Origin of the sequence: Natronorubrum sp. A-ect3 (genome assembly GCF_041821125.1) — an archaeon.
GTDB lineage: Archaea > Halobacteriota > Halobacteria > Halobacteriales > Natrialbaceae > Natronorubrum > Natronorubrum bangense.
The window spans coordinates 638,783-650,685 of the sequence record NZ_JBGUBB010000001.1; the positions used below are offsets into that span (position 1 = coordinate 638,783).

13 protein-coding genes and 1 tRNA gene are annotated in these 11,903 nt (G+C 59.9%); 4 read left to right on the plus strand and 10 right to left on the minus strand.

The genetic code is table 11. The annotated features are described in order from the left end of the window. Positions 1 to 45 precede the first annotated feature (45 nt). The 3 genes from ACERJA_RS03220 to tatA all read right to left on the minus strand — a co-directional run bounded on the left by ACERJA_RS03220 (position 46) and on the right by tatA (position 1,927). Entirely contained in the window at positions 46 to 1,149 is a 1,104-nt protein-coding gene (locus tag ACERJA_RS03220; protein ID WP_373606850.1) for a phosphotransferase family protein, read from the minus strand. 374 nt (positions 1,150 to 1,523) lie between these two features. Continuing rightward, positions 1,524 to 1,596 (minus strand) — tRNA-Arg (locus ACERJA_RS03225). Positions 1,597 to 1,612: 16 nt separating this feature from the next. Then, the gene (tatA, locus tag ACERJA_RS03230; RefSeq protein WP_373606851.1) at positions 1,613 to 1,927 is read right to left on the minus strand and encodes a twin-arginine translocase TatA/TatE family subunit; all 315 of its coding nucleotides are present in this window, start codon (positions 1,925 to 1,927) and stop codon (positions 1,613 to 1,615) included. Positions 1,928 to 2,187: 260 nt separating this feature from the next. Between tatA and ACERJA_RS03235 the strand changes: the two genes are divergently transcribed. Both ACERJA_RS03235 and ACERJA_RS03240 read left to right on the plus strand, forming a co-directional pair. Continuing rightward, positions 2,188 to 2,667, plus strand: a complete 480-nt coding sequence (locus ACERJA_RS03235) for a redoxin domain-containing protein (RefSeq protein ID WP_006066650.1) — start codon at positions 2,188 to 2,190, stop codon at positions 2,665 to 2,667. Positions 2,668 to 2,957: 290 nt separating this feature from the next. Continuing rightward, on the plus strand, positions 2,958 to 3,773 hold the full coding sequence (locus ACERJA_RS03240) for an HD domain-containing protein (RefSeq protein ID WP_373606852.1): 816 nt from the start codon (positions 2,958 to 2,960) through the stop codon (positions 3,771 to 3,773). 249 nt (positions 3,774 to 4,022) lie between these two features. Here the strand turns inward: ACERJA_RS03240 and ACERJA_RS03245 are convergent, their stop codons facing one another. Further along, the gene (locus ACERJA_RS03245) at positions 4,023 to 4,256 is read right to left on the minus strand and encodes a hypothetical protein (RefSeq protein ID WP_006066648.1); all 234 of its coding nucleotides are present in this window, start codon (positions 4,254 to 4,256) and stop codon (positions 4,023 to 4,025) included. A gap of 150 nt (positions 4,257 to 4,406) precedes the next feature. Here ACERJA_RS03245 and ACERJA_RS03250 point away from each other — a divergent pair, with 150 nt between their 5' ends. Further along, positions 4,407 to 4,601 carry a XapX domain-containing protein gene (locus ACERJA_RS03250; RefSeq protein ID WP_006066647.1) on the plus strand — a complete coding sequence of 65 codons (195 nt, stop codon included), beginning with the start codon at positions 4,407 to 4,409 and terminating at the stop codon, positions 4,599 to 4,601. Positions 4,602 to 4,704: 103 nt separating this feature from the next. Here the strand turns inward: ACERJA_RS03250 and ACERJA_RS03255 are convergent, their stop codons facing one another. From ACERJA_RS03255 to ACERJA_RS03280, 6 genes are all read right to left on the minus strand, one after another. Beyond that, entirely contained in the window at positions 4,705 to 6,006 is a 1,302-nt protein-coding gene (locus ACERJA_RS03255; protein ID WP_373606853.1) for a 5'-deoxyadenosine deaminase, read from the minus strand. Positions 6,007 to 6,109: 103 nt separating this feature from the next. Further along, on the minus strand, positions 6,110 to 7,948 hold the full coding sequence (locus ACERJA_RS03260) for an FAD-binding protein (protein WP_006066645.1): 1,839 nt from the start codon (positions 7,946 to 7,948) through the stop codon (positions 6,110 to 6,112). A 1-nt stretch (position 7,949) separates the two neighbouring features. Continuing rightward, positions 7,950 to 8,828, minus strand: a complete 879-nt coding sequence (locus ACERJA_RS03265) for a succinate dehydrogenase/fumarate reductase iron-sulfur subunit (protein WP_373606854.1) — start codon at positions 8,826 to 8,828, stop codon at positions 7,950 to 7,952. Between the two features lies 1 nt (position 8,829). Further along, positions 8,830 to 9,195, minus strand: coding sequence for a succinate dehydrogenase hydrophobic membrane anchor subunit (locus ACERJA_RS03270; protein WP_006066643.1), 366 nt, complete (start codon positions 9,193 to 9,195; stop codon positions 8,830 to 8,832). Further along, on the minus strand, positions 9,195 to 9,590 hold the full coding sequence (gene sdhC / locus ACERJA_RS03275; protein WP_006066642.1) for a succinate dehydrogenase, cytochrome b556 subunit: 396 nt from the start codon (positions 9,588 to 9,590) through the stop codon (positions 9,195 to 9,197). Before sdhC ends, ACERJA_RS03270 begins: the two co-directional genes overlap by 1 nt. A gap of 233 nt (positions 9,591 to 9,823) precedes the next feature. Continuing rightward, complete coding sequence (locus ACERJA_RS03280; protein ID WP_373606855.1) at positions 9,824 to 10,933, minus strand: succinylglutamate desuccinylase/aspartoacylase family protein; 1,110 nt, start codon at positions 10,931 to 10,933, stop codon at positions 9,824 to 9,826. Between the two features lie 163 nt (positions 10,934 to 11,096). On the opposite strand from ACERJA_RS03280, the gene ACERJA_RS03285 reads away from it, so the two are divergent. After that, the gene (locus ACERJA_RS03285) at positions 11,097 to 11,846 is read left to right on the plus strand and encodes a GNAT family N-acetyltransferase (RefSeq protein ID WP_373606856.1); all 750 of its coding nucleotides are present in this window, start codon (positions 11,097 to 11,099) and stop codon (positions 11,844 to 11,846) included. Positions 11,847 to 11,903: the final 57 nt, after the last annotated feature.

Sequence of the window (11,903 nt, forward strand, 5' to 3'; positions counted from 1 at the left end):
GCGGCTCGACACTGTTTTGCGACCGTTGCTCTGGCTGACGAGCGGTTAGATCCCGTACTCGCCGTCGATGACCGCTGTCGCCTGCTCGAGCAGTCCTGGGACGCCGGCTTCCATCGTCGGGTACATCGGATCGTCGCTGTTGCCCTCGAGATAGCGCCGGAAGAACATCTCCCCGAGTGCACCCATCTTGTACGTCGCGAGGACGATGTAAAACCGGGGCTCGTCAAACGTGTAGCCGGTCTCCGTCTCGTACCGATCGATCAGCTCCTGTCGCGAGAGATAGCCGTCTCGAGCCGTTAGCGTCGGGTACAAGTCCGGAATCGGTGGCTCGGGATCGTCCGCGTCGTGCCAGAAGGAGAGCATCCAGCCGAGGTCAGTGAATGGGTCACCGAGCGTGGCCATCTCCCAGTCGAAAACGGCGATGATCTCCGGCTCGCTCCCGGCGGCCGCGTCGTCACTGGCGACCGTCCCCTCGGCTGCGGGAGCGACCATCACGTTGTCCAGTTTGTAGTCGCCCTGGACGAGCGTCTCCGGATGGTCCTCGGGGACGTTCGCCTGGAGCCACTCCGTGATCCGCTCGAGCGACGGGAGGTCGCGATGGTCAGCTGTCGTCTCCCGTGCCCATTTGAACTGTTCATGCCACCGATCGACCTGTCGCTGTGTAAATCCCTCAGGATAGCCAAACTCACCGAGCCCGACGGACTCGTAATCGACATCGTGAATGGCTGCGAGCGTGTCGACTAGCTCGGTGCTGAGCTGTCGGCGTGCGTCCGGGCGCGCGAGCCACGCTGGCTCTTCGGTCCGGATAACGTCTCCCTCGAGTTTCTCCATTACGTAGAAATCACTCCCCATGACCTCGTGATCGTCGCTCGCGAGGACGGTTCGTGGAACGGGCACGGCCGTCTCCTGTAACGCGTCGACGACGTGGTGTTCCCGAAGCACGTCGTGTGCCTTGTCGGCGGTCTTCCCCGGCGGCGGTCGCCTAACGACCAGTTCCTGCTCACCCCACGTCACGAACAGCGTCTCGTTCGAGTGGCCAGCGTCCACCCGTTCGACCTCGAGGCGATCAGTCGGGCCAAGTGCGTCCGCGAGATATGCCCGTAACTGCTCTTCGTCGATCAGCCGATCGAGATACGTCTCATCGCTCATCGACTCACCCAACAGATATTGATAACTGTCATCATTGACCAAAACACTACGTTCGTCTTACGCACAAATGAGGTTAAATACTTCGGGCAACCGAACTGGTCAATCGGCGGAAGAGACTGCCACGACCGACCGTGGTGGCGCTGTCACTGGATTTGTCCAGACTCGCTCGCGTGGCCGACAACCGCCAACTGCCAAGGCCGTCCACGAGACGACATTCGAACCCCGTCCGGACGCTCACAGCTTGTACACACAGCATCCTAGATGCGATTATCTCAAAGGAGCGGGTGCTGTGTGGGGGTACGAATGTCACGAAAACGGGCGTTCCGTCCACGCTGTGACTGGCGGGGATTCGAACCACGTCCGTTCGTCGCGGACGGGCGTGACGGGATTCGAACCCGCGATCAGAAGGTTAGGAACCTTCTGCCCTCTCCGCTAGGCCACACGCCCCCTCGAGAAAGATCCGTTATTTCGTTTCCGTTTCGGTCTCGGAGTCGCTTTCCTCAGTGACGGGTTCTGTGTCGACGAACTCGTCATCGTCGTCGAACTCGCCCTCTTCGAAGTCGTCGTCCTCTTCGAATCCTGATTCGCGCATCTCCTCGAGTTCCGTTTCGACCTTTTCACGCCCTTTCTGGAATTCGCCCATGGCCTCCCCGGTCGACCGGGCCAGTTTCGGGATCTTGTTGGCCCCGAACAGCAGAATGGCGATGAAAAGGATGATCAGTAGTTCCGGACCCCCGGGTACGCCGGGGATGAACAGCGGTGCGATTTCGGCTACCATCTCTATACGTGGGTTACCCGCTGGCAATTATAACCTTTTTGGACCACCAAGTAGCGCACGTCTTGACGAACGTCCGTTTGAGTCGGGCTATCGAGCTAATTACAACCGGATGGCGCAGGGATATATACTACTTCGAGCGATCGATCCACCTCAGATGGTCGCCGTCTTCGGCTCTCAAAGTAACAATTCGCATGATCGTTCAAGAGCGTTTAGTTCCGCGAACGAAACTGTCTTTCCGGTTTACCCACAAGTGCCCAGTGATGCCAGCAACTGGAGACACTGCACCTGATTTCACCGCACCGCTTGCAAACGGCGACGTCGACTCCTTTACCCTCTCAGAACGGCTCGAAGACGAGTCCCCGATCGTCCTCGCCTTTTTCCCGGGCGCGTTCACCGGCGTCTGTACCGACGAGATGTGTACGTTCCAGGACCGACTCGCCGCGTTCGACGACCTCGATGCCAACGTCTACGGCGTCAGCCGAGACTCTCCGTTCGCACTGAACGAGTTCCGCGACCAGAACGGCCTCGAGTTCGGACTCATCAGCGACTACAACAAAGAGATCATCGACGACTACGACATCGCGATGGACTTCGCCGACCTCGGCGTCTACGGCGTCGCCAAGCGTTCGGTGTTCGTCATCAACGGCGATGGAGAGGTCACCTACGAGTGGGTCAGTGACGACCCCGGCGTCGAGCCCGACTACGACGAGGTCGAGGCCGCTGTCGAAGACGCAGCCTAACCAACGCGACTGGCTGCAACGACCCCTGCGAACGATATCCATCACGAAGCCATTTTTGTCGCGGTTTCCTCGAGACAGACTGTCCGGCAGTCGGCAGTAGATTCGATCACTCGGTCAATCAAAATCCGGCAGTCAGCATGGCCAACAGTATAGTAGCCACTGCACGTCACTGCACACCTGATCGCACAGCCGTCGTGCGATCAGTGTGTAACTCATTGCAGTTGGTACTATCTCACCGTCCCAACGTCGCTTGCCGTAGGGCTTTTTTAGTCCGCTGTCGACGATACTGTATGAGCGATTCTGCCGGTGACGACGCTGGTCGTCGTGTCTACTCCCCTGAAGCAGCCCACAACTTTCCCGATACGAAACTCAATCGCGTCCTCGAGTTCATCGCAGCGGACGAAGAGATCCAGACGTATCTCGAGGCACAGAACGTCAACGCGGTCGATCGGATGCAGTACAACGATCACGGAACGAAACACATCGAGATCGTCCGCAACCGAGCGCTGTGTCTCTACGATCTGCTCAAAGCTGGCGACGTCGATTTCAACGGCGCGCGCCAGCAGGGCCTGGCTGAGGAAGACGAGTCAGTCATCATCGCGCTCGCAGCCACACTGCACGACGTCGGCCACGTCGTCCACCGGGATCAACACGCCTACTACTCGATTCCGCTGGCCTCGGATATCCTCGATCGCATTCTCCCCGAGTTCTACGACGTCGCCGAATCGGTCCGAGTGAAAGGCGAAGTCCTCCACGCGATCCTCTGTCACCACCGTTCCGAGACGCCGCTGACGACCGAAGCAGGTGTTATCCGTGTCGCTGACGCCCTCGACATGGAGCGTGGCCGTTCGCGGATCCCCTACGAACACGGCGGCCGTGGTATCAACACCCTCTCGAGTCAGGCGATCAGCCGCGTCACGCTCCAAGAAGGTGAAACCAGCCCCGTGATGGTCGAAATCGCCATGACCAACGCTGCTGGCGTCTACCAGGTCGACAACCTGCTGAAAGCGAAACTGAGCGACTCTGGACTCGAAGAACAGATCCGGATCGTGGCAGTCAACACGAACGAGAACCGTGAGCAGTTAGTCGAACGGATCGAACTCTGAACTCCCAGACCTGACTCGAGCGCTCGGACTTGCTGCTTCCAGACGAAGCCCAGCGTCCGAACTCAGCGACCAACCTGTTTTGTTACCGACTATCTGCGCTGCGCTCATAGCGGCGCTCAGCGCCACGACTGTCTCGTTCGCGGTGGGTAAACTGCACCCGCCCGCGTTGAGGAGGAGGGTGTGTCTCCAATGTTCGAAGCGTGCGTTCGCTAAATCGTAACTTCCAGCCGTGTTTTGCTCCGCTTTCGATCAGTCACCGCAGGCAAGCTCGAACCCCGAATTCGTTCGCTCGAGGTAGCCCCGTCTCCGAAGCGTGCTGGTGACCGAGAGGACGGTTCCCGTGGTGAGTTCGAGCGCAGTGCAGAGATCCGCAGTCGTCGCACTCGGCCAGACGGAGAGGTAGAGATAGACGAGCTTAGCCTGTGCTGACTCGATGTCGTCCGGAATCGATACTGCCGATCGTGACTGTCTGCGGTGGTGCATACGACGAGGTCAGAAGTTCGACGATATTAAAACTGAGTGTCGACAGATGTCGAATTATGTGGCTCGAGTCAGGCGACTCCAGAGACTCGAGTCGATGGGGACGGCGCGCAAGTCAGTGTATTTTTGTCGTCACCGACCCCCCTCACCGGTATGAATCTCCAACTCATCTTCCTCGGCTTGCTGACTGGTACGCTCACCGGTGCGTTCTTTGCGCTGTTCGATGTCCCCATCCCAGCCCCGCCGGAGCTGCCGGGGCTAATGGGAATTATCGGCATCTATCTGGGCTACAAACTGGTCCAGGCTGCAGACATCAGTATCGACGTGCTCGACTCGCTCGGGTTCTAACACGATCGTCGATTCCATTCGTCGGCTGTCGAACTGGATTTTCGACTGCTGACCAACACGAGTCGCTCGCCAACCGCAATCGAACGATAGTGGCCGGCCGATCTCACTCGAGATCCAGATCGGCAGCGAACTCGCGCGCCCGTGCTCTGATCGCGGCGGCGTCGGCGGCGAGGACTTCCCCGTTGCGCATGAGTACGTCGCCGTCGACCATCGTGAACTGCACATCGTCGCCGTGAGCAGCGAAGACCAGATGCGAGAGCACGTCGTGGATCGGCGTCGCGCGGGTGATGTCCGTCTCGAGGCCGATCACGTCGGCGGACCACCCCTCACGGAGTTTGCCGACGTGGTCGAAGCCCGCCGCCTGCGCGCCGTTTATCGTCGCCATCTCGAACACCGTTTTCGCGGGCAACGCCTGTGGCTCGAGGCGATCGACTTTCTGGAGCAGCGAGGCCTGACGCATTTCGGTAAATGGATCGAGGGTGTTGTTACACGGTGGTCCGTCGTTGCCCAGCGCGACGTTGATCCCGCGATCCAGATAATCCAGAACTGGCGCGACACCGCTTGCGAGTTTCATGTTCGATGAGGGGCAGTAAGTCACGTTGGTCCCGGTCTCCGCGAGCACTGCTCGTTCTGAGTCGTCGGTCCAGACACAGTGGGCGAGAACGACGTCCTCGCCGGTGAGCCCGACCTCATCGAGCCAGTGGATGTTCCGCTGGCCGGTGTCTGCCTCGACGGCCGCGATCTCGCCGCGGTTCTCGCTTGCGTGCGTGTGGATCATTACCCCGTCGTAGGTGTCCGCAAGCTCTCTGGCACCGCGAAGGGCGGCCTCGGTGCAGCTGACGGCGAATCGCGGCGTTACGGCGTACTGGATTCGACCGTTGTCGATACCGTGGTAACGGCGAATGAGTCGTTCGCTTTCGGCGAGCGCCTCGTCAGTGTCCTCTAACAGCCCCGGCGGTGAATCCTTGTCCATGATCACCTTCCCGAGCCGGCCACGGATTCCCAGCTCGCGGGCTGCCTCGAACGCCTCCGCTGCGTGGGCAACCGAGAGGTGATCGATACAGGTCGTCGTCCCGCTCTCGATCAACTCGAGATAGCCGAGTTCGGCAGCCGTCCGCATCTCCTCGGCCGACAGTGACGCCTCCATCGGGAGGACGTACTCATAAAGCCAGTCGAGTAACTCCGTGTCGTCGGCGATCCCCCGTCCGAGGCTCTGGACGGAGTGGACATGGGCCCCGACAGTGCCCGGCATGAGCACGTCGTACGTCTCGTGGACGTGGTCCGGATACTGCTCGAGACAGGCTGCTCGTTCCCCAACGGCGACGATCACGTCGTCCTCAACGACGACTGCCCCATCGTGGATCACCGTTTCAGAATCAGCGACAACCGTCCCCGACAGTAACATTCGACCCAGAATAGCCCGTCGGCAGGCTTAGGACTACTGGTAACGGTGACTCGCCTCGAGGTATTCTCCGAGGCTCTCGATCAAAACCGCAGAAGTGTGGTCGTTAGTAGCTGCGGACTTTCGGCTCGTAGGTCTTGTCCTCGCCCTCGAGGATCACTGGGCGGTAGAAGATCGACGGCTCACCGTCGTCCCACGAGATGAGCGTGTGTTTGAGCCAGTTCTCGTCGTCGCGGATTTGGTTCTCCTGTCGCCAGTGGGCACCGCGGAACTCGTTGCGCACGAGCGCGCCGAGTGCGATCGTTTCGGCGACGTCGATCAGGTTGCGCGTTTCGATCGTCTGCTGAAGGTCCGTGTTGAACGTACGCGATGGGTCGTCGACGTAGACGTTCTGGTACTCCTCGCGGCACTCGCGGATGATCTTCAGCGCCTTCTTGATACCCTCTTCGGTACGGAAGACGTTGACGTAGTCCGTCATCGCCTTCTGGAGTTTCGCGCGGATTTCGGCGTGCTGGACGCCGTCGTCCTTCTCGATTAGGTAATCGATGTGTTCGCGGGTCTGCTCGACGGTGCGCTCTAAGAGCCCCTCCGTGTCGGCCGTGACACCACCGTCTGCAGCGACGCCGCCGGACTGATCGAGGCCAGATGCGCCAGGTGCGACCGGCAGATCGGCGTCGGTTTCGTCCTCGACATCGTCGCCGTAGCCGGTCTTGATCTGTGGCTCGCCGAGGTCTTTGCCGGCAGCGTGGTAGCCAGCGCGCTTGCCGAAGACGATCAGTTCTGGCAGTGCGTTGCCACCGAGTCGGTTGCCACCGTGAACGGAGACACAGGCACACTCGCCGGCCGCATAGAGGCCGTCGATACAGGTCTGACCGTTCTCGTCGGTCTCGATGCCGCCCATCGCGTAGTGCTGGCCGGGCTTGACTGGCATCGGCTCGACGAGGCCGTCAACGCCTTCGAAGTCCTCTGCGAGGTGGAGGATGTTCTCGAGGCGGTCGAGAATCCGCTCCTCACCGAGATGGCGCATGTCGAGGTGGACGTACTCGTCGTTGACGCCGCGTCCTTCCTGCACTTCGGTCAGCTCGGCACGCGCGACAACGTCTCGGGAGGCGAGTTCGCCGTCGTTGTTCGCATAGCCGTACTCGAACATGAACCGCTCGCCGTCGTTGTTGTAGAGAATGCCACCTTCGCCACGGACACCCTCGGAGATCAGCACACCCGTCGACGGCAGCGAGGTCGGGTGAAACTGGATGAACTCCATATCCTCGAGTGGTGCACCCGCACGATAGGCCATCGCGTGGCCGTCACCGGTACAGGAGACGGCGTTGGTGGTGTGGTCGAAGGCCTGTCCCGGGCCACCGGTCGCGAGGACGACGCCCTGGTTCGCCTTGAACCCTTCAACTTTGCCCGACTGAACGTCGTAGGCGACGACGCCGTGACACTCGCGGTCGTTGGGGTCGTCTTCGTCGGTCGTGACGAGGTCCATGACGTACCACTCGTCGTAGACTGGGATGCCACGTTTGACGACCTGCTCGTACATCACGTGCAGCAGGTGGTGGCCGGTTTCGGCACCGGCGTAGGTCGTTCGGGGATATGAGAGCCCACCGAACGGACGCTGGGAGACGCGGCCGTCTTCCTCGCGGGAAAACGGCATCCCCCAGTGTTCGAGTCTGATCGTGTCTTCGGGGGCGTCCTGTGCAAGCGTCTCGACTGCCGGGGCATCGCCCAGGTAGTCGGACCCTTTCATGGTGTCGTAGGCGTGGAGCTCCCAGTCGTCGCCCTCCTGGAGCGCCGCGTTGATTCCGCCCTCGGCTGCACCCGTGTGGCTGCGAACCGGGTGAAGTTTCGAGACCAGTGCGACGTCCGCACCTGCCTCGTCCGCTGCGACCGCAGCTCGAAGGCCAGCGCCGCCGGCGCCGACCACGATAACGTCGTGTTCGTACATGTTACCAGAACTTCAGGTTTTTCTTGACTGCTTCCCGCTTGAGCTCCTGAATGTGCTCGGTAAGCGGGATATCTTTTGGACACACCTCAGTACAGGAGAACTGGGTCTGGCACCGCCAGACACCTTGTTCCTGTTCGAGGATACGGAGTCGATGCTCTTTAATGTCATCCTCTTCGCGGTTGTCCATCGCAAAGCGATAGGCCTTGTTGATCGCTGCCGGGCCGAGATAGTCGTTGTCGCCGGCGGCGATGTTACACGAGGACATACACGCACCACACCAGATACAGCGCGTGGACATCTTGACCTTCTCGCGGTTTTCTCGCGTCTGGCGCTGTTCTTCGAGGTCGCTCGCGTCGGGCGTATCCTCGCTCTGGAAGTACGGCTCGACGGTGTGCATCTGGTCGTAGAAGTGGTCCATATCGACGACCAGGTCCTTGACGACCTCCTGGTGTGGGAGTGGTTCGATGCGAACAGGATGTTCCAGCTCGGAGATCTGGGTCTTACAGCCCAGTCGCTGTTTCCCGTTGACGAAAAAGGCGTCCGAGCCACAGACGGCCTGCCGACAGGAGTGTCGGAACGTCAGCGAGGAATCGTACGTGTCTCGCGCGTACATGACCGCGTCGAGGACGGTCATCCCTTTCTTGAAGGGGACGTGGAAGTCGTCGAAACGCGGTTCCTGTTTGTCCGCGACTTCGGGGTCGTAGCGGAACACCTTGATGAGGACCGTCTCCTCATCGGCATCAGGATCGGCAGTCGACTGCTCGTCGACCATGCTGCTTTCTTTCTCTTTGAGTCGCTCTTGCTGTGGCGACTCTGCGCCTTTCATTTCCGGGTCTTCCGGTGACTCCTGCGTTTCTGGTTTCTGTTGTTGAGTACTCATGTTAGGTCCACCCCGCCATAACGATTGCAACGTAGATTCCCTGGACGATGAGTGCGACGCTCGCGATGACGAGCACTGCAAGCACAACTTTCCGCTGTGCTCCCTCGAGTCCCTGGTTGACAAGGGCGTTGTAGACGCCGTTGACACCGTGGAACGTTCCTGCGATCAGGAACAACACCATCGTCAGGAAGTAACCAACGTCCTGCATACGGGCCTGCGTGCCGGCAAACGTCACGTCTGCAGCGTGGTTGACGAAGTGCAAGAGGAAGAAGTGGAAGGCGAGCACGACGACTAAGAAGGCCGCCGTAATCCGCTGGAGCAGCCACGTCGTGCCGCCTGGTGCGAACGAAGAGTATCGTTCTGCCATTAGATCGTCACCCCGTCCATGAAGGTTGGAACACTGGCGACGGTGATGATTGCCGTCAACACCAGTGACGCATAGAAGCTCTTGTCCTGTGCGTCGAGTCCGACGCCGAGGTCAACCATCAGCAGTCGGAGTCCGTTCAGGATATGGAAGACTGCCACGGCAAGCAATCCAACCTCGAGCACTCGGATGATGAAGAGACTCTCGAGACCCTGAATGGTGTTCGTATACGCTTCGGGGCCGGTGACGGCGCTACTCAGCACAGCGATGTGGGTAAACAGGTAGCCGATCAGCATCCACCCGGTGAACTTGTGGAAGATCCACGCCCACATGCCGGCCGAGAACTCCTTCCAGCGACCGAAGTCCTCGATGAGACCGCGATTGTAAGACTGACTCATACGCTCGTGTGGTCCGTTAGACCGCGGAGGTATAGAAGTTACTTTTATCGCTCCTGTTATGCCCCCTCTTAGAAATAGTGAGTCGAGATCGAATTAATCTCGAGGCTTCCGACGTCGGTCGGGTGTCCATCGATCTCCTCCGATCGTGTGCAGGCGACGCCGCGGTTACTGCCTGCGAGCTGGCCTCTTGACGGAGCGAGGGACTGTCTGCAGAGGCAGTGGTCGCCCTCGTCTCATTCGAGGTCAGGGGCGGCCTGGCCACTGCTCTGAAGCCCTGACTGTGAGTGTTCTGCCATCCGTTCGCGTTCCAGTGCAGTTAGCGTGTCCGGTGAGAGCCCGACGAGATGGCACAACGGGTTTCCTGGGTAGACGACCGGGTTCTCGAGGACACCGACGATAAGCCCGGTAAACGGGGCTTCGACAGTGACGATGTCTTCTTCTTCCTTGAACGGATTGGTGATCGCACAGATCACTTCACCTTCCTGGACGAGTTCGCTCCGGCCGCGTTTCATATCGACAATCCCCCCCGCGTCCGCGCGGATCCACGTTTTTTCGTTGTCGTCGTCGATGATCGTCCGCCAGCCGGGCCAGTGAACGGATGACTCCGGATGGAGCCCGAACTCGGCGAGAACGCTTGCAACGCCAGTCAGCGCGCGGTCGATCAGCGTTCGCTGAAACCGGTGTGCCTCCCCCATCTCGACAGTGATCGTCGGAATATCGGCCGCTGTCGCCTCCCGCCGAAGCGTACCCGATGGGCCCTCGCCGGCGATGATAACGTTGGAACTGAACGCTTTGGCGACTCGAGCCGTCTTCGGGTTCTCCATGTTCGCCCGAACGTGGAGCATGTTCGTTCGCCCGCGCGTGGACGTATGGAAATCGACCCCGAGGTCACAGGGTTCGATGAAGTTCGTGAAGATCTGATAAGCCATCCGTCGGGCGCTCGTCGATCCCTCACGGCCGGGGAACGAGCGATTGAGGTCCCGATCGTAGATCGGTAGATAGCGCTCCTGTGCAAGAAATCCATGGACGTTCATCACGGGTAGACAGATCAGTGTCCCATGGAGATTCGAGTGATCCCAGTCGTGGGCGACCTCACGGACGACCTCAATGCCGTTGAGTTCGTCACCGTGGGCTGCCGCCGAGAGGAAGACAGTCGGTCCGGGGTGTTCACCGTTGATGACCGTTACGGGAATCCGAACTGGATCTCCGAGATACGTTTCGCTGATACCGTACCGAATGTTTGCTGACTCGCCGGGATCGACACGACCACCGTTGTACGTGAACGGCTCCGCCGTGCGGTCAGATGGACCGCCATCGGGCGGCTCATCGAAATCGTCGCTCATAGCAGTGTCTCCGGCGGCAACCATGTGAATCTTCTCCTGTTGGGTCGTCAGGGAGCCGCCAGCGTTAATTCCACGGGAACGGAGATCGTTTTATCGAACATTGACCGGGGAAAAACTCACCCCGTGGGCATATGTTTTGTATGATGATGTGTTATGACCACGCATGGAGATTCGTGAAGCAACTGCTGCCGACATCGATGCGATCCGCTCGATCGCCCACCGTTCGCTCAGTTCGACGTACACTGACTTCCTCGAGGAAGCAACGATCGAAGACGCCGTCGAACAGTGGTACGGGGAGTCGTTTGCCGACGAACTCGAAGACGACCACACGCTCGTTCTCGTTCTCGAGCGCGACGGCGACACTGTCGGCTTCTCCCAGAACGATCTGGTCGGGCAACGATACGACACCGGTCGCATCCTGTGGTTACATATCGACCCCGACCACCGCGGCGGTGGCACGGGCGTCCGCCTGCTCGTTCGGACGCGGGAGAAACTGCTTGGGGAAGGGGCTGATAAGATTCAAGGGCTCGTCCTCGAGGACAACGAGGGTGGCAACGAGTTCTACCAGGACCACGGCTTCGAGCAGGCCGGCCAGCGCGAGGTCGAGATCGGCAAGAAGACCTTTACCGAGAACGTGTACGCCGAAAGCGAGATGGGCGAGGACGGCTGGGGTGCCGTCGACGAACTCGACGTCGATGGCGAGACGATCTACGTGAGCTACGGTGAGGCGTCCCGTGGGGCAAAGGCACCGTTTTACAGCGCCTACAAGAACGAGGATCGATCGGAACGATACGCGCTGCTCTGTGGCAACTGCAACTCGATCGATAATGCGATGGACGCGATGGGACGTGTCGAGTGTAACGCCTGTGGAAACCGCCGAAAAGCGACGCGCTGGGACTCGTCGTACCTCTGATACGGACTGCTGTAACGAGTGACCGCCAATCACCAGAGACGGGATCGGTGAGCGGCA